Source organism: Sorangiineae bacterium MSr12523 (assembly GCA_037157775.1).
In the GTDB taxonomy this organism is placed as follows: Bacteria; Myxococcota_A; Polyangia; order Polyangiales; family Polyangiaceae; genus Pendulispora; species Pendulispora brunnea.
In genome coordinates this window covers 8318739-8337583 of the sequence record CP089982.1, presented here as the reverse complement: position 1 = coordinate 8337583, position 18845 = coordinate 8318739, and the positions used below count along the sequence as shown (strand labels likewise).

11 protein-coding genes are annotated in these 18845 nt (G+C 64.0%); 4 read left to right on the top strand and 7 right to left on the bottom strand.

Going from position 1 to position 18845, the window contains the following annotated elements; genetic code table 11:
- Positions 1-30: 30 nt before the first annotated feature.
- Positions 31-1398 (bottom strand): sugar ABC transporter substrate-binding protein, encoded by a 1368-nt coding sequence (locus tag LZC95_32865; GenBank protein ID WXA91235.1) that lies wholly within the window; start codon positions 1396-1398, stop codon positions 31-33.
- Between the two features lie 79 nt (positions 1399-1477).
- Positions 1478-4807 (bottom strand): DUF5107 domain-containing protein, encoded by a 3330-nt coding sequence (locus LZC95_32860; protein ID WXA91234.1) that lies wholly within the window; start codon positions 4805-4807, stop codon positions 1478-1480.
- A 93-nt stretch (positions 4808-4900) separates the two neighbouring features.
- Between LZC95_32860 and LZC95_32855 the strand changes: the two genes are divergently transcribed.
- Entirely contained in the window at positions 4901-5797 is an 897-nt protein-coding gene (locus LZC95_32855; GenBank protein WXA91233.1) for an AraC family transcriptional regulator, read from the top strand.
- Here LZC95_32855 and LZC95_32850 read toward each other — a convergent pair.
- Genes LZC95_32850 through LZC95_32840 form a run of 3 tightly spaced genes read right to left on the bottom strand, consistent with a single transcriptional unit; the run spans position 5786 to position 11070 of the window.
- Positions 5786-6739, bottom strand: coding sequence for a hypothetical protein (locus tag LZC95_32850; GenBank protein WXA91232.1), 954 nt, complete (start codon positions 6737-6739; stop codon positions 5786-5788). The genes LZC95_32855 and LZC95_32850 overlap by 12 nt on opposite strands.
- 1 nt (position 6740) lies before the next feature.
- Entirely contained in the window at positions 6741-8429 is a 1689-nt protein-coding gene (locus tag LZC95_32845; protein ID WXA91231.1) for a DNA mismatch repair protein, read from the bottom strand.
- Positions 8430-8472: 43 nt separating this feature from the next.
- Positions 8473-11070, bottom strand: a complete 2598-nt coding sequence (locus tag LZC95_32840; GenBank protein WXA91230.1) for an NPCBM/NEW2 domain-containing protein — start codon at positions 11068-11070, stop codon at positions 8473-8475.
- Positions 11071-11461: 391 nt separating this feature from the next.
- Between LZC95_32840 and LZC95_32835 the strand changes: the two genes are divergently transcribed.
- Positions 11462-12850: a sugar ABC transporter substrate-binding protein gene (locus LZC95_32835; GenBank protein WXA91229.1), complete on the top strand. Its 1389-nt coding sequence runs from the start codon at positions 11462-11464 to the stop codon at positions 12848-12850.
- Positions 12847-14955, top strand: coding sequence for an ATP-binding protein (locus LZC95_32830; GenBank protein ID WXA91228.1), 2109 nt, complete (start codon positions 12847-12849; stop codon positions 14953-14955). Before LZC95_32835 ends, LZC95_32830 begins: the two co-directional genes overlap by 4 nt.
- A gap of 179 nt (positions 14956-15134) precedes the next feature.
- Here LZC95_32830 and LZC95_32825 read toward each other — a convergent pair whose 3' ends face one another.
- Positions 15135-15671: a hypothetical protein gene (locus tag LZC95_32825; protein WXA91227.1), complete on the bottom strand. Its 537-nt coding sequence runs from the start codon at positions 15669-15671 to the stop codon at positions 15135-15137.
- Positions 15672-15965: 294 nt separating this feature from the next.
- On the opposite strand from LZC95_32825, the gene LZC95_32820 reads away from it, so the two are divergent.
- On the top strand, positions 15966-17963 hold the full coding sequence (locus LZC95_32820) for a pyrroloquinoline quinone-dependent dehydrogenase (protein ID WXA91226.1): 1998 nt from the start codon (positions 15966-15968) through the stop codon (positions 17961-17963).
- Here LZC95_32820 and LZC95_32815 read toward each other — a convergent pair.
- Positions 17865-18803 carry an EamA family transporter gene (locus LZC95_32815; GenBank protein ID WXA91225.1) on the bottom strand — a complete coding sequence of 313 codons (939 nt, stop codon included), beginning with the start codon at positions 18801-18803 and terminating at the stop codon, positions 17865-17867. The two genes, LZC95_32820 and LZC95_32815, sit on opposite strands and share 99 nt — an antisense overlap.
- Positions 18804-18845 lie beyond the last annotated feature (42 nt).

The window sequence follows — 18845 nt, the reverse complement described above, 5'->3', positions numbered from 1 at the left end:
GATCGATTGATGTGCTGGAGCGAGGAACCCTTACTCGTCGTGCGATAGGATCTTTTGCCACTCGGCTTGGGCCGCGTTCAGCGCTTGGCGCGGTGTCTCTTGATGCTCCAAGGCGTGCACCAGATGGTCGGTGAGGGCATTCATCAGCGCGGGCGTTTGCGGAACCTTGGGCCAGGCGATCATCGGATTGGAGAACGCCATCCGTTCGATGGCGCTCACCTGCGGGGCGAAGCGCTCGAACTCCGGGGACGAAAGGATCGACGGACGCGCCGGATCGAAGCCGCCATTGACGCGGTTCAAGGTCAACATCGTATCCCGTCGTGACACGAAGCGAACGTACGCCTTCGCGATCTCCGGCTCCTTCGTCGACGAGGCGATGGCCACCGCATAGCCGCCATTGAGCGACGACGCGTGCTTCGCCTTGGGCCCTTTCCCTTTGGGCATGGGAACCACGCCCCAGTCACCGCGGATGGTCGACTGCGTCGGGTCTTCGGCCATCACGCCGATGTCCGTCCATTGTTCGACCATGGCCACCCGCCCGGAGAGAAAGGCCAAGCGCGAAACGTCGAAATCCGTCTCCAGCGGCGTGGGCAGCGCATACTTCGCGTGCTCGATCATCGCTTCCAGGGCCGTCACCGCCTCGGGGCTGTTCACCTCGGGGTGGCGCTGCTCATCCATGAGCTCCCCGCCATAGGCGGCCAGGCGGTTCATGAAGCTCGACACAATCATCATGGGAACGTCGCGCGCCATGATGGCGCTGCCGTAAATGCCATTGCTGCGTTCCCGCTCGGTGATGATCTTGGCGACGTGCGTGTAGTCGTCCCACGTTTCCGGAGGCCGCAATCCGTATTTGGCCAATAACGATTTTCGATAAAAGAGTACGTGCGTATCCGCATCGTTGGGCAGCGCCCAGCGTTTCCCCTGGTACAGCGTGTAATGATCGTACAGCCCGGGGATGAAGTCGTCCGGGCGGATGGCGTCCGCGTTCTCTTCGATGAAGCGGGTGAGATCCATCACCGCGCCCTTGGCCACGAGCATCGCGAGATCGGCATAGTGCATCTCGAAGACGTCGATCTGCGGGGAGTTGGACGCGTGGTCCTTCAGGATGGTGTCCCCCACGGCTTCGTAGTTGACCACCTTTACCTGGAATACCGCACCCGTTTCCTTTTCGAACAGCTTGGCGGCGGTCTCCGCCGCGCGCACGTGCGGGGTCAGGGTCAGAAGCACGAGCCGCTGCCCGGACCCAGCCCGCGCGCTCATGGCCGAGGAGTCGGGGGCCACGATTCCATCGGGATGGCGCGAGCCGAAAAGCGTTCCCGCGATCAACGCGACGAGGGCCACCAGCGCGATGGTGACGATGGTTCGTATGGAAACCCGCTTGCCCGTGTCGTTGGTCACGTCCCCCGCCTCGCGCTCGGAGGCAACGATACCGCGTTTCTTCGCCTCGCGAACACGAAGCTATGCGATTGTATTTTTCCTACGACGACCGGCCGAGGCCGGATAGGAACTGACGAGCCCCGGCATGTGCGCGGTGTGCGCCGATTACGCTTTCGAGCAGGGCCGCTCCACCTTCTTGGTTCCCCAATCCAAGCTGCGCCAGCGCCGAGAGATAATCCGCCTCCCACGTATTGCGCGATTGCAAATCATCGTCGAAGACCAACAGGAGCGGCAGCGACGTGGCAAAGTAGTCGATTTGTGCGCGCGTCGTTTTCTTTTTCCGGGCAAATTCGTCCAATTCCAGAAACACGGCGCGGGCTTCGTCGGCTCGCTCCAATTCGAGCAGCGATGCTCCTCGGTAATAGGAGAGCTCCGAATGTTCGGTCACCGCCATTTGCTGGAAGTCGCCGCGCTCGGAGGCACTTCGCTCGAAGCAAAGGCGCGCGAGCTCGGCGTCACCCCGTGCTCGATGCGCGCGGCCGAGCCAATAGTGGATATCGCCTTTGGCCTGGAGCGGATGGTACGTCTCCCCCAGGTTCTGCGGCGGCGTGAGCGCCTTTTCGAAATGCGCCGTCGCCTCCGCGGGCTGGCCAACCTTCAGCGCGGCGATCCCCAGCGCGAGCCGGGCGGCCTTGTACTGCAGCACGACTTGACCTTCACCGCCCTCCCAAGGGTGGAATCGTCGTTGCTCGAGCAATGAAAGCGCCTTGGCGGCCTGCCCGGTGACGTTGTACAGCGCGGCAAGCTCGATGTTCAGATCGTCGCGCTGGACGCAGAGGTCCGGATGCGCAAGGAGCAGCTCGAGGCGGTTTTCCGGCGTGTCGTTCAGTTTTTTGCGCAGCTGGTCCCACTCGAAGAGGATGCGTGCGTCGGTCGCATCTGCGGCGAAGGCCTTCTCGTACATCTCGCGGGCACGCCGGCCGTCGCGCCAGGTATTCCAATATGCGATTCCGAGGTTGCGGTACGCCGTGGCAAACGAATCATCGGCGTCCCGCGCGCGTTCCCAGCAGCGAATGGCCTCTTCGTGGCGCTCCCAATGGTAAAAAAGGTTCCCCAAGGCGTAGGCGGCATTGCGCTCGGAGCCCACTTGTTCCAGTGCCCAGCCGAGTACGATGGCCTCGTGGGGGCGCGAAGGGAAAAGGTACGACGGGGCCGCATCGCGGGCGTAGGCGAGTGCGAGAAGTGAGCGCGAGCGCTGTCCACCGCGGTGGGCGATCCAGGCCTCCACGAAATGGGTCATGGCGGTGCGCGCCAGCGGATTCGGTGTCGCGCAGGGCGCCGTCGGGGCGCGGTGATGCACCTCGAGAAGAACGAGCGCATCCTCGTAGGCGCCCGCGTCGGCATAGTCGAAGGCCAAGTCCAGGATGGTCTGCGCGTCGTTTCGGCACAGCTCGAGGAACCGTTCATAGTCGTTGGTGCACCGTCCGAGCTCGAGGCGCGCCCAATGATCCAGCGGATCGCGTGCGAGCCATACCTGCAGGGCAATGCGCGCATCGTCTTGCCGGCCAAGTTTGCGCAGGATCATGGCCCGCAGCACCACGGCCTGGCCGTTTTCGCTGTTCGTCTCCAGGGCCCGATCCAGGTGGCCCAGCGCTTCATTCCAACGCCCCGCGCGGCAGTCGAGCCGTGCCAGCTCGTAGAATGCAGCCGCGCGGCACGCATAATCCCACGTGGCGCGGTAAAAGGCATCGTACGCCGTATCGAATTGGTCCAGAAAGCGTTGCGCGAGGCCAAGGCAATAGTGCGCCTCGCCCGTGTACGGATTGGGATGCCATTGGGTCAAACGCCGCGTGGCCGCCTCGGCGTGTTCACGCGCCTCCGCGAACATGGCGCGCGCCAAGAAGCGCTGCGCCAGCGCAAGGTGCGAGCGCGCATCGAAGGGATCGCGCGCGATGGCTTCCTGCCAATAGGCCTCGGGGCTGCGTGTCGGATGCCGATATTGCTCGAGGTGCTCGCCCACCATGAACAGCTCGTCCGCCGACCCCGCCGCGCCCGGCGCGGGAGGCTCGACGGCGGATGTGGGGGCCTCCACCTTCGCCGATGCGGACTCCGGGCGGTACGCGAGGATCGGTTGCCCCTTTGCATCGAGCAAACGCAGCTCGAGCTCCGCGGGATCGCCCCTGTGCACCGCTGCGCCTTCCTCGCGCCACGACCGGCCTGGGGCCACGCTCAGGATGCGCTGCAGGAGCAATGTCTCCCCGCGGTGCAGTTCGAGGCGCGCGTGCTCCAGGGCCTCGGGGGCGGCCACGCCGAGATCCACACCGCCATTGTCCGCGATGACCATGCGCAGCGCGGCGCGCTCATTGGCATTTTGCACCGGGCCAATGTCCTGAATGGGCCACCAATAGTGCGAAAACGTTCGCGTCTCGTACGGTGCCAAATACGAAAAGTCGGGTTGATTGTCCGTGTACACCCCGGTCATCAATTCGATGTACGGCGCCGCGTCGTCGGCCAGCTCGCGGTCCCATGCGCGCCCGAATTCGTGATTGCCCCACGTCCATTGCTTTTTGCCCGGGGCGATGCGCCGGTCGGCCACGTGCACGAAGCCCGCTTGGCGTGCGTGATCGTATCCGCCGTAAAAGTCGTACTTGCTACCGATGATCATGTAGCTCGTGGGCACGGGGATGTTCCGGTACCACGTGAGATCGTTCGCCCCAGGCCGCGCGCCATAGTCGACGCCGTAGTAAACGTCGGTCGCGAGCGGGAAGGTGGAAATGGCACGCCGCGCATGGTCGGCGACGTAGCGCACGTCGGGCGGGAAAAAGCTCTGGTACTGGTCGTGCACTTTGACGGCCGCATTGGCCCACCAGAGGAACGTCTGCCGGAGCGGCGTGCGGTTGAACACCCGCGCGCGCAGCTCGATCAACGCCGAGCCCGGCCGCAGGCGAATGCCATGCATACCCTTGAGCCGGTTGAGCGGATCGTGCTCCGAGAACCAAATCGTACAGGCCCCCGACGGCTCGCGCTCCACCCACGTGTCCGTGGGCATGAAGGTGCCCGGGCGGTGGTGCTGCGGCCAATTGAACTCCACCCCGCCCGAACACCACGGCCCCGCGAGCCCGACCAACGCCGGCTTGATGGTGTCCTGCCGGTAGAAAATATCGTAATCGTTCTTCGTCTTGTCCTGGGCTACGTGGATGCGTCCGCCGATTTCCGGCAAAAACTCCATGCGGACGAACTCGTTCTCCAGGCGCGCGTACTTGAACGCGTGCAGCCGCGACCGATCGGAAATCTTGTCGATGAAGGGAACGGGGTAAACCTTCCCCGACGACCCCTGGTACACACGACGCTCGAAGAACATCGGGTTTCGCTCCGGCGCCCCCACCGGATACGTAGGAAGAAAGGCTTCGGTGATATCGGCTTGGACCACGGGATGCTCCTCCACTTGGAAGTGGTAGCGGAGCCTCGTGGGGCGCGGAATGGAGGATCGACAGAACGATCTGGACTATCTTATGATTCGGGCATGCTGGTCGAAGGTCCCCGCGTTCGAGAAGGATTTCCCGGCCAGCGCCTCGTGGTTCTGCCCCCGAGCATCGTCCAGAAAGCGGCCGACCTTCCGGTGTGTCGCTCGCTCTACGCGACGCGCATTGGCCGCTTCGATGCGGCAAAGCACCATTTCATCGTGCGAAGCCACGGCACCCGCGACTACATCTTCATCGCGTGCTTGGGCGGAGCGGGGCGCTGTTGGATTCAAAAGCGCCCGTGGACGCTGGAGGAGGGGCACGCCATCGTGCTGCCCCCCGGTGTGCACCACCGCTACCAGGCCGACGAGGCCGATCCCTGGACCATCCTCTGGATACACTTCAGCGGGCGCAGTGCCGCCGAGCATTGCCGGGCGCTGAACGTGACGCGGGAGCAGCCGCGCTTCTGGATCGGCGACATGCCCCGCATCACCGCCGCGTTCGAGGAGGTGTACAGCTACGTGCTCGGCGGCTACACCGACGCCGATCTGCTGGGGCTCTCGACGTCGCTGGCGCGGTTGTTCGGCTTGTGCCGCTACCATCAGCGCGTCCTCGGTGCGCGCGGGCGGGAGTCGGAGGAACGCGTGCTCGCCGCCATTCGCTACATGCACGAGAACGTGGGCCGTCCGCTCCTCCTGGAGGATTGTGCGCGGCGCACGGGTTGGTCGCCTTCGCATTTCAGCATGGCCTTCAAGCGGCAGGTGAACATCGCCCCCATGGAGTTTTTCGGGCGACTGAAGACGACGCGCGCGTGCGAGCTTTTGAAGACCACCAATTTGAGCATCGAGGAGGTGGCGGCCGCGTGCGGCTTCGAGGACTCGTTCTATTTTTCGCGCTTCTTCAAGAAGCACCACCACCTCTCGCCGAGTCGGTATCGGCAGAAGTTCTCACTTCCGTAGCGCTTCGCGCACGTCGAAGGCCAAGGCGCACGAATCGAGCACGGCGGAGTATTGCGTGCGGTGCTCGGCCGAGATCCACGCCGGATCCACGTGGCGCTTCATGCGAACGAGCACCTGCGATGTGCGCAGATCCGTGATGGTGATGCGCACGTCGTGGGCGCGTTCGCCGTCGATTTCCGTCGGCCCCGTGCTGGAATCCGCTTCGTCCAGGACCGCGATGAGCAACTCGGCGCGCATGGCCTGCTTCGCCTGGGCCACGGGCGCTTTTTCGAAGCGTGTGCGCAAGGTAGCCACCTGCGGGGCATCCACGGCGGTCTCGATGCTCTGGGCAAACGCCGGCTCGAGAAAGGGCAGGGCGGCGCGCGCATCGTCCGTGCGGCGCGCGTTGGGCGTCGCTTCTTCCACGCGCGCACCGCCCCCGAGCGCGATGCGTCCCTTGGCGAGCAGCTCCTTTTCCGTGCGCGCGCTCGGTGGATCGAGCAGGCACACGAGAAACGAATCTTTCACCGACTCGTGCGCCGCCGCGGCCGCGCGTTCCCCCGAGCCGAAGGCCTCGCGAACACCGCGCACGTACACCGCGGGGCGTTCGAGGATCGAACGGGTTACGTTGGTGGCCACGAAATCGCCTTCGTACGGCCCGGCGAGGCGCACCAGCCACGTTTCCATGCGCACGGGGGCCTGCCGATCCTCGTCCGTGATCGAGGCGGCTTCGGCGCGCACGGTATTCAGCAGGGCATTGCGCGCATTCTCGAAATCCCGCTTGGTGCGCCGCTCGCTCGCCACCACCGAGGTGATGGCCCATACGAGCACCAGCGCCACCGCGGCACGTGCCATCGATGCGAGCCGCCTTCGCATCGGGGTGCTCGCGCGGCCGGTCACACTGGCCTCGATGCGCGCGGCCAGCTCGGGCGACATTTTCGCGGTCACCAGGAATGTGCCCATATCAGCTCCTCGTGCGTTGGATGTTCTGCTCGATGAGCGCGGCCAATTGCTCGCCCGTAACACCGAGCCGCTTGGCCGCATGCGCCGCCAGCGACGTTTCCGCCACACCGGCCGCGAACTGGTACGTCGGCTCGTGCGCGGGCCCGAGCACGACGCGCAGGAAGCGCAAATCGGGAATGGTCTTTTGCCTCTCCAGGCGGGCAGCGAAGGCCAAAAAGTGCGTCGTGATGAACGCGTAGGGCCCGAGGCGGGTCAGCATGCGGACCACCAGCTCGAAGATCTCCTCGCCCTCGGACGGATTCGTTCCCGAGCAAAGCTCGTCCAAAAGGACCATGGCACCCGGGGGCAGCCGCTCGAACAGCGCGCGGATGCGCACGAGCTCCATGCCCAGCCGTCCCTCGGATTGATCGGCCCGCGTCTCCTGAAGGAGCGACACCACGAGCCCGCGCGCCAGTGCCACGGTGCCCGAGCGCGCGGGAACGAAGACCCCCGACTGCGCCAAAAGCTGCACCAGGCCGACGGACTGCAGGAGCCGCGTTTTCCCGCCCGAGTTGGGCCCGGTCACCAACACCGTCGTCGTGTGCCGGTCCGTCGTCACATCGCACGGAACCGGCGTGACCGCGTGCGCGAGGAGCAACGGATTGAATAGCCCGTGGAGGGCGCGCGGCTGGTCCGGCTTCACGAACGTGGGGAGGCACACGGGGAGGTTTGCGGAGCGCGCCAAATCCTGGAATCCGAGTGCGCCCAGGTAAAACTCGATATCGCCGAGCAGCTGCACGAAGTGGACGACCTCGTCCTGCACGCCGTCGAATACCGCATCGATCAGCCGCGCCATCACCTCGCCCTCGCCGAAGTGATACCCGCGCAGGAACAATTCGATTTTCGCGAGCCACCGGCGCCAGGCCGGGCTGCTGAACGGATTGGTGCGGTTTTCCTGGACGGATCTTATTTCGAAATCACGAATCTTGCCGTCGGCACCCACCCGCACCTCGAGGTTCACCGAGGCGAGCTTTTCATCGTATTCGAGCAAATCGGAAAGGGCCTTGTACGGCTCGCCGGCGCGCACGCGCTGACCGAAGGCGCGGAGCCGGGAGAGCCCGGATTGCGCCGAAACGAAGCCGTCGGCCATCGCATCGAAGATGGCCTTGATGGCGGTCAGCACATCGAGCTGGCGCCGGTTCGAATCCCACTTTCGCCCCGTCGTGGCACCCTCGAGCAATGTCCGAAATTGGCACAATGCCAAATACAATTGCTCGAGTGCGTGGCGCAGGGGCGGGGAGCCCGCGAGCTCGGCCACGATGGCGCGGCGGTAATGGATGGTGTTCACGTCGTCCGGCGGCCGCGCGAGCACGTTGGCCAGGTGGCGCGTGGCCATCGTGGGCTGTTGCGCACCGATGCGAATCTTGAAGCAGAGCGAAACGAACTGCTCCAAAAAGAGATCGCCCGCATACACCTCGGGCTCCCAACTCGAGGGGGTGATGGTGGCTCGATCCAGCGCATCGCTGAAGAGCCCTCCCGAGACACCGCTGGCGAACGCAAGTGCGATGGCCAGCTTCGTGTGCTCGACATCGATGCGCGTGAGCGGCGAGGCGTGAAGCAAATCCGGAACGAGCACCGGATGGACCGGATGCACCAGGGCACCCTCGGAGGAGCCGGGGAGGGGGAGCGCGGGGCGATCGTACGAGAGCATTATCCCGTACTGACACCGCCCCCGCGCGGAAGTTCCTCTGGTTTTACGGAATCGTCGCCACGCCGATTTCGGACGCCGAGGCAAAGCCGTACGCTCCTGCCTTGGCGGTGAGCCGAATGTACCGCCCGGAAATCGGTGCAATCTGTACCGATTTGAGAAGCGCATCCTGCGCCCACGTCCCCGCGGGCGCTGCCGCCGCGAACGTCGACCCATCCGTGCTCACCTCGACCTGGTACGACGTGATGGTGCCATTGATGGTCCCATCCACGCGCGGCAGGTACGTCAGCCCGCTGATCGTGCGAGGCGACTTCAGATCGAGCGTGAACGAAATCGGCAACGGATCTTGCGCAGGACTCCACCGCGAGTGCCAAATCGTATTGACGTTGCCGTCGATGGCATCGCCGGCGGGATTGCCATCGTTCGCGCTGGTCGCCGTCGCCGATGCATCGGCGAGGGAAACGTAGTGCGGCCAGGGCCCGGCCGGCACCGTCGGCTGCGGCCCCGCGCAGGTGATCTGCAGGTTCGCCCAGTTCGCGCGGTCGTTGTAGCTATGGTCGCCACCGTCGGTCACCACCAAGGAGAGAACCTTGGCCGAGCCCAAATCGACGGACATGGGCTTGGGCGTGGTGCGCGTGATCAAGCCGCTGTCATAGAGCTTCGTGCCATCGCCGAAGACCTGGAAGATCGACGTGCCTCCCTGCGGATCGAATTTGACGGAGTCGTCGATGCCCACCACACCGGTGAGCTTCGAGCACGCGCCGCCGACGTAGAAGTCGATCACCGACGGGCCATTGGTGCCGATGCCCTCGGGGTACCTCGTTCCGAGCATGACCAGCGGCCCGCCTCCCGCCACCTCGCGATCCACGCGGGGCACCAGGTATGCGCTCGTTCCATCGAGCCAGGGGTGATGGCTCAGTGCCGTCGTATTCGCCGGCGGCGTGGGGGGAACCTGCACGACGCTCGTGTCCGTAATGGTCACGGTCTCGTCATCGCAGTCGTCCGCGTCCCATGCGTACGCCGCCGCCGTTTTCACGTCGTTGGGTCCGGGCACCGTGCCCGCGGGAACGGTGATGTTCCACTTGCCGTTCAACGTGTCGCCTGTGCGCAGCCGGCGCGCGCTGGTGGAGCCCACGGGCGAAGCCTTCCAACCCGTGGGCACGCTCACGGTGAGTTTCGCATCGCTCACCGTGTGGCGCCCGTTGTTCGTGAACGACGTCGACACCGTGAAGGTGCTTCCCGGCACCACCAACGGCAGCACGGCCTGCGACGGCGTCGTGATGGCCAGCGGCGACATCACCACCGACGGGGGATTCTCCGCGCCACTGGCCTTGGACACGCGGAACAAAACCGCGCTGTGCCCCGGGACGTTGGCCGAGATTTTCCCAGCCGACTCGGTGTATGCGTGCTTCCACACATCGCGCAGCGCATAGCCTCGCGCATTGGGCAGACCGACCTGCCGCGCCGTGGTGGAGATGACCTGCGCCTTCGGCCCGCGGTTGAACAACGCCACCGCGTAGTCGCCATTGGACAGAGGCTTGGTATAAACTTGCGCATCGCCCACCGTGGAAATGGCCGTGCCCTGCACGCCCATCGGATCCTGGTCGATGGCGATGACCTCGCGGTTTTTCAGCATCTCCACCGAGGCATCCGAGATGTTGCGAATGTCGCTGCCGATGATGAGCGGCGCCGCGACGACGGCCCACATGGAGAATTGGGCTTGCGACTCGGCCGCATTCATCCCGATTTCGGGGCAGAGGTAATCGGGATCGTTCCAATGCCCCGGCCCGGCCGCCTCCGGATGCGCCGCATTGTGATCGAAATTGCGCAGCAGCTCGCTGAACTTCACATCACGCGGAAAGCCAATGTCCGTGTCCGTTCGCCACGAGTTGCCCGTCGTGGGCCCGAATTTCCACGAGTCGTACGCCGCCCGCCCCGGCGTTGCACCGGTCTCCGGCACGAACGGATTGCAAATATTGAAAAGCATCGGCCGATGGCTGCTGTTGTTCAATATGGCATCACGAACTTGTCCGAACGCCACCGGCGGATCCAGGTCCATCAGCTTGCCGCCGCAGAAGTCGACCTTGACCGCATCGTATCCCCACGCGGCAAACTGGTCGAAGTCCTGCTGGTAATGTCCGTAGCTACCCTGATTTTTGCCCCCACAGCCGTTGATGCCGACATCGGTATAAATACCGGCCTTGAGCCCGAGCGAATGGATGTAGTCCGCCACCGCCTTCATCCCGTTGGGCCATTGGGTCGGATTGATGACGATGTTGCCCGCCGTGTCGCGATCGCCATTCCACCAGCCGCCATCGATCCAGATGTACTCGTATCCAACGTCCTTCAACCCACGCCGTACGATGGCATCCGCCGCCTCTTTGATGGTTTGCTCGTTGAATTGCGAGCTCAAACCAAAGTACGTATTCCAACCCTGATAAGGCGTTTTCGCCAAATCATTGATGGCCTGCGTCATGTTCACTTGCGGCGGCTTCTTGGCCTCCTGCTCGGCCTGTTCCGTCAGCGCCCCTTCGGCTGTCCGCGCTCCTTCATCGACACTACAGGCCACCGCCAATACGGCAGCCGACGCAGCCAGAAGGGCACCCGTTGCTCTCCGCTTCGATGATCTCCATTGGCTCGACATGACGATGTGTCCTCCTACAGGGGCCCAGGAAGTCTGGACGAAACGCGGACTACGCGGATGATCGTCATCATTGTCGTTTTATTGCACGGAAGTCAATGGATGATCCCACGAGCGATCTGGACGATCGCACGACCGGTTCGCTTGTTCGCTTATCGTCATTTCGATTCACGCGGCATGATCGAACCGCACCAAGAACGCCAAGATGGATTGATGTGCGGGCGTGCGAAGGACCGCCTCGATGTCGGCTTGGCGCCGGCGGACCGAATCGTTTCAATTTTCCGTCCTCATGAAAGCGTTTGCCCGCTGCATTTCCTTGGCAAACGCCACGGGCTCTGGCCTAACCAGGGAGGCTGCAGAGCCTTGCAGGACCTGAGGGAGAGGGACGACGTCCGTGAGCGATTCGCAAAAAAAGTCGTTTTGGATCCGAGCACTCGTTGCTGTCGCGTTTGCCGCGCTCTGCGTCGGCGTCGTCATGGCGTTCCGCGAGCCTCAGGACAAGGCCGACCGCGATCCGGGCGGTGCGGCTCGTTCCGGGGCCGGTGCCGCGCCCGAGGGGACTGGAAAGCGCCTCGTGTTCCTCACCATCACGCCGCATGCGCGTTCCGCGGAGGCGGCGGTCAAAGCCTTCGAAAAGGAAACGGGCAACGTCTTCCAGGTCAAAGTCGTCAACTACGAGGAGGTCGGCGCGACCATTCAAAAGGACCACGCGTCGAACGCCCCGCAGATCGACGTCTTCGCCCTCTTCTACAATGACCTCGTGCCCCTGGTGACGCAGGGCGCGGCCATGGATCTGACCGATTTCATCGAGCAGAACAAGGCCATCATCAAGCCCGAGGATTTCATCCCCGGCCTCTACGACGTTTACGGCTCGTACAAAGGTCGGCGCTGGGCCTTGCCCATCGACGCCGATACCCACGTCCTCTTCTATCGAAAATCGCTGCTGACCAAGTACCGCCTCAATCCGCCGGACACGTGGGACGACTATTTGAATGTCGCGCGCACCATCACCGAGCGGGAAAGCTCCAAAGGTATTTACGGCGCGGCCATCATGGCCCACCCGGCGCCCATTCTCATCGTCTCGAGCTTCATGAACCGCCTTGCCGCTTTCGGCGGTGAGCTGCTCGACCGCGATGGTCATCCCACCGTGAACAGCCCCGAGGCCATTGCCGCCTTGGAGGCGATGATGGAGCATGCGCGTTACGCGCTGCCCACGCCGCTGGAGACCGACTTCGACGTTTCGCGCTCGGCGTTTCTCTCGGGCCGCGTGGCCATGGTCGAGCAGTGGACCGACATCGGCGTCATGGCGGAGGACGCGAGCCAATCCACGATTCAGGGGGATTGGGGCGTGGTGCCCATGCCCAAGGGCCGCGGTCCGAAAGCGCGCCGCGCCTCCGCCCTCAACGGTGGCTTCAGCGTCGCCGTATCCAGCAAGAGCAAGGAGCCGGACATCGCGCGCGCCTTCGTGCGGTTCATCACGCGGCCGGATACGCTGCTCACGCTGAACTTGATGCAGGGCGGCCTCGACCCCGCGCGCCTCTCCGTATTGCGCTCGCCCGAGTTCAAGAAGTTCGCACCCGAGGTGAGCGCCATCGAGCAAATCTCGCTCACGCAGCCGATGGTCGCATGGCCCAGCCTTCCGCAGACGCGCACCATGATGGATGCCCTCAGCGAGAAGCTCGTCAAAGCGATGGAGCACCACATGACCGCCCGGCAAGCGCTGGATGCGGTGCAGACGCAATGGACGCAGGCTCTCGCGCCACCGCCGGACGCCACACCATGAGAATACGCCTCTTGTTGCGGCACAAAATCCTCATTCTGGTGGCCGGCTCGATCATCGCGCTGACCGTCGGCACCATGCTGACCACATGGCGCACGCTCGATCGCACGGCGTCGCAAGTCGAGGACGAGGGCAAGACCATCCTCTCGCGCCTCACCGAGCAGTTTCTCGAATCGGTGGTTCGGCAGAACGTGCAGACCCTCGACGAGCATCTGTCGCAGGTGAAATCGACGGCGGGTTACGCGGGATCCTTCTTGAGCGACCACATCGATCGCGGCCCGATGGAGGCACCCTTCATCGAGGGTTTCCTTTTGACCCTGCAACGCGGCGTGGGCCGCGGAATCTCGATTTACGTCATCTCCAACAGCGGCGATATCTGGTTTCGGCTCGACCGCGAAGAGCGCATCGACAAAATGCGCGCCGTTGCCGTGGTGAGTGAGCAGCTCGGCGCAGTGTCGCTCTTCGACCAGCGCTCCGGTGAGACGGTCTGGGGACCGGTGCACGCAAGTCCGCTGTCGAGCACGTACGACTTGGCGGTGGATGCGATGTCGCCCATTTACAAGGGTGGCAAGCCGTGGGGCTTCGTCGGTGTGTCCGTGTCGCTGACGCATTTGATTGCGCAGTTCAATCAGCACCCGCCGGTGCCGAGCAGTTATTCCTTTTTGATGGACGGCGAGCAGCATCTGCTGGCCGCGCCCCCGCACGGGCGGGTCGACCTGGCCTCGCCGGTGGAATACAAGCCGCGCGGCGTCATCTCCTTGACGCAAACGGGGGATCCCGAGCTCAATGCGGCACTCCAGCACATGGCCCTCGGAGGTTCGTCGGTCCGGTCCGTGTCGGTGAAGGGCGATCGGAAATACCTGGCGTACTATCCACTGGATAGCATCGATTGGCGCATGGGCAGTGTGGTCAGCGTCTCCATGGTGACCGGTGCGTCGGGGCAGCTTGCCTCGGCGGTGGAAGGAGCCTCGGGGCGTGCGCTGTTTCGCACCTTGATGACCACGGCGCTTCTCTTGGCGGTGGCCCTCACCGTGGGGGCATTGCTCACGCATCGCCTGGTGAAGCCGCTGCGCGAGATGACCTTGGCCACGGAGCGCATCGTCGGCGGGCATTTCGATCAGCGGGTGAGCGTCACCTCCACCGACGAAATCGGCGCATTGGGCACGATGTTCAATGCCATGGCCACGCACATCAAAGAGCTGGTCGAGACCCTCGAGGAGCGCGTGGAGGAGCGAACGTCCGAGCTTCGCGAGGCCCAGCGTCGCTTGATCGACGCCGCCCACAAGGCGGGCATGGCCGAGGTCGCGACCAGTGTGCTCCACAACGTCGGCAATGTGCTCACCAGCGTCACCGTGGCGGCGGCCACGGTGAGCGATCAGGTGAAGACATCGCGGCTTGCGGCGCTGAGGAAGCTATCGGACCTTCTGCAATCGCACTCCGGGGACCTGGCGACCTTCTTCACGCACGACGAGCGGGGCAAACTGGTGCCCGCGTACATCGAGAAGCTCGCCGCGCAATTCGGCGTCGAGCAAAGCTCGATTCAGAGCGGGCTTGCGACCCTGGACAAGAATATCGACCATATTCGGCACATCATTGCGATGCAGCAGAATTACGCGCGCGGGACGAAGCTCGCCGAAGCCGTTTCGCTCGTCGAATTGATCGACGATGCGGTGCGCATCAATTCCGCAGGGCTCGAGCGCCACGAGGTGCGCCTCGTCCGCGAATTCACCGAGGTCCACAAAGTGACCGTGGAGCGCCACAAGGTGTTGCAGATTCTGGTCAATTTGGTGAGCAACGCCAAATACGCACTATCGGAATCGACGGCCTTTCCCAAATTGGTGACCATTCGTCTCGACCAGCCCGACAGCGAAAAAGTACGCATCGTGGTAGCCGACAACGGCGTCGGTATTTCCGAAGACAACATGGGCCGTATCTTCCAATACGGATTCACCACCCGCATCAGCGGCCACGGCTTCGGCCTTCACAGCAGCGCCATCGCCGCCCAAGAAATGGGCGGCAGCCTCTCCGTCCAAAGTGACGGCCCGGGCAAGGGCGCCACCTTCACCCTCGAACTCCCCTGCGCCCCCGTTTCCTCCCAGAGAGATTGAACAGGGAGGGGGGGAGGCGGGGAGGGATACGGCACAAATCCCACCGCGCACCGAGGCTGGTTTGGGTTTTCAGTTGGCTCACGAAGCCAACTGAAAACCAAAAAAAGCCTTGGCACGCGGTGGGATTTGTGCCGTATCCCTCCCCGCCTCCCCCCCTCCCTGTTCAATCTTCTGGGGGGCTATGGAGTCATGGAGCGGCGGCGGAGCCATTTGCCGGTGAGGGTCCAGGCGAGGTCGAGCACGTCCTTGCTCTCGAAGGGCTTCATCAGAAGGCGCAACTCGGGGCGGCGTAGGCGTCGGATCGCGTCGTGCCATGAATAATCGGAGTAGGCACTGCAGATCACGATCTCGAGATCGGGATCCTCCTTCCACATGTGGGCCGCCGTCTCGACGCCGTCCCAGCCAGGTGGCATCCTCATATCGATGAATGCGAGCGCGTAGGGCTTACCGAGACGCCGCGCACGGACGACCGCCTCGTAGCCATCACGGCCTTGGGACACCGCATCGACCTGGAAGCGCGCCCGCGGTGATGGAGTGGACACCGGCGCCGCATCGCTCCGCTTGAAAAGTGTGGCCTCGAGCTCGTCGAGCTCCGGATTGGTCGGTTTTGGGCAAAGCAACGTGCGAAAGACATCGTGAATCGCGACGTTGTCGTCCACCACCAGAATTCGGCGTTCACCCCCTCCGCTCGACCGCGGTTCGTCCTTCGGCTGCATCGTACATGCTTAAGATAGTCGATAAGCTCGCGAGTGACCGAGTGGAAACTCACTCTGCGCGAGTGAAGTCGGTCGTAGGTGGCCATTGCACATCGAGCAGCTTCATTTCGGAAGTGCATATCAAAAAAAGGTGCTATGCTTGGAAACGCGTTGAAGCACCTGCACGTGGACCGACGGAAGGTGTAGTTCTTATCGCGACAGGTGCCACCGCTTACCTGCCAGCTTTGACAAGTGTGACAGGTTTGACTGGCTCGGCAGATTCGGCAGGGCTGCTCCTAATCCAAAGGGGAAGTCGTGAACGTTCGACGAAATACCGCATACGCGCTTACATTGGTTTGGCTATCGGTCGGCGGATGGAACTGCGATAGCTCGTCTCGTGATGACGACGACGAGCACGACTTCGCCGAAAGCAGAATAGACAGCGCAGCCGACGGAGAATGGCCCGCGTACGGGCGCGATCCCGGTGGCGCGCGTCATTCGCCGCTGACGCAGATTACGCGGCGCAATGTTTCACGACTCAAGCAAGCGTGGACATTGCGAACCGGTGATTTGTCGGATGGCTCGCAGCATCCGAGCAAAAGTACGTTTCAATCCACGCCTCTCTACGTCTTCAATACGATTTACGTGAGCACCGGATACAATCGCGTGTTCGCGTTGAATCCGGAGAACGGTGAGGTCAGATGGACCTTCGATCCGAAATTGAACCTCGATACGAAGTATTTCATCGGTCTGACGTCCCGCGGCGTGGCCGCATGGGCGGATCCCGAGGCGGTGGAGGGCAGCCCCTGCCAAAAGCGCATCTTCCTCGCCACGCTCGACGCGCGGCTCCTATCGATTGATGCGGAAAACGGGACACTATGTACGGATTTCGGACAAGGCGGCACGGTGAACCTTGCCGAGGGGATTTCCAACATTACACCCGGCCATTACGGCGTCACCTCGCTTCCGTCGATCGTGAATGGGGTCGTCGTGGTGGGCTCGCTCGTGGCCGACGATTCTCGGGTCGACGTGCCGAGCGGCATGGTCCGCGCCTACGACGTACGCACCGGTGAGCGCCGCTGGGCATGGGACCCCATTCCGCGAAATGCATCCGATCCGGGTTATGACGCATGGTCCCCCGAAGATGCCGCGCGCACCCAAGCGGCCAACGTATGGAGCGTCATTGCCGTCGACGCCGAACGCGATTTGGTGTTTTTGCCCACCAGCGCCCCCGCACCGGATTATTACGGGGGCCTGCGCAAGGGTGCGAATCCGCACGCCAATTCGATGGTCGCATTGCGAGCTTCGACCGGTAAGTTCGTCTGGGCATTTCAGACGAGCCATCACGATATTTGGGATTACGACATTGCCGCACCCCCAGCACTGACCACAATTCGTCGTCACGGTAGGTCGGTGGACGCGGTGGCCGTGGCCACGAAACAGGCGCACGTCTTCTTTTTGGATCGCGAGACGGGGAAACCGATTTTCCCCGTCGAGGAGCGGCCGGTGCCGCCCAGCGACATTCCCGGCGAGGAGGCGTGGCCCACGCAGCCGTTCCCGGTGGCGACGCCGAATTTGGTCGGCGACACCCAGGTGACGGTGGCGGATGCCTGGGGGCTTACGCCGCGCGATTATGCCTTTTGCGTCAAGGCAATTGCCGGACTGCGCTCCGAAGGCGTTTTCACGCCGCCGAGCAAGCGAGGGTCGATTCACTTCCCGAGCGCCTTCGGCGGCACCAACTGGGGCGGCGTTGCCGTCGACGAGAACCGCGGCGTCTTGGTCACGGCCATCAATCGCTTCCCGCAGGTCGTTCGCCTGCTGCCGCACGACGAGCCGTACACACCGTTCCCGGGTGAGGAAATCGGCGAGCAACCGGGTACGCCCTACCGCATGGGCCGGCGGCTGCTCACCGGGCCCGATATGGGGCTGCCCTGCACCAAGCCGCCGTGGGGCAAATTGGTGGCGGTGGACTTGAAGACGGGGGGGATCCGCTGGGAGTCACCCCTCGGGCGAATGCCCGGTTTGGAGTCCATTCCGGGATCGGAGCGATGGGGCTCGCGCACCATGGGCGGTCCCATCGTGACGGACGGCGGACTGGTGTTCGTGGGCGCGTCGTCGGACGATGCCGTGCGCGCGTTCGACAGCAGCACGGGGCGCGAGCTATGGCGCGCACCGCTTCCCGCGGGCGGACAGGCCACGCCCATGACGTACCGCTCACCGAGCGGAAAGCAATTCGTGCTCATCGCGGCGGGGGGAAGCATCTTCCTCGACCGTCCGCCGGGCGACTACCTCGTCGCGTTCGCGCTGCCGTAACTGCGCGACCACGAGGGAGGCGAGGACGATCACAGCGCCCAGCACTTGCGCCGCCGTGAGGCTTTGGCCGAGGGCCAGCCAGCCCACGGCGGTGGCGACCGTCGGGCTGAGCAACCCGAGGAAGGTGACCTGCGTGGGCGAGAGGGCGCGGATGCCGCGGAACCAAAGGGCATACGCAAGGGCCGCGCCCACGGTGGAAAGGTACGCGTAGCCCGCGACGTTGGAGGCAGTCAGCGCCTTCGACGGAAGCCCTTCGACGAGGAGCGCCACGGGCAGCAGCAGCAGACCGCCCGCGATGAGTTGCCAGCCGGTGGTGGCGAGCAACGGGGCCGGCGAGGTCCATCGCTTGCTCAAGACGACGCCGGTGCCCATGACGATGGTGCCTCCGAGGGCGGCCGCGATGCCGATGGCATCGAGCTGCGCATTCGCGCGAAGGACGAGCAACGCCACGCCGACCACACCCGCGGCGGCCGCCCCGACTTTGCGCAGCGACATGCGCTCACCGAGCCACGCGGCCGAAAGCCCCATGACCACGAGCGGCTGCAGCGAACCCAGTGTGGCTGCGACGCCGCCGGGCAGGCGATACGCCGCGACGAAGAGGAGGGCGAAGAAGACGCCAATGTTCAGCGCGCCGAGAACGAAGGCGCGCCACCACCACGATCCCTGGGGCAGGCGGCGCGTGAGCGCGACGAGAAGGATGCCGGCAGGAAGGGCGCGAAGGACCCCGGCCAAGAGCGGCCGGCCCGGCGGCAGAAGCTGCGTGGTGACGAAATACGTGGTGCCCCAGATCATCGGGGCGAGGGCGGTGACCAGCACCGTTCCGAGGCGATTGCTTAGCACTAAGGTAATCTATCTCACCGCTAAGACATTTGCTAGGGGTGG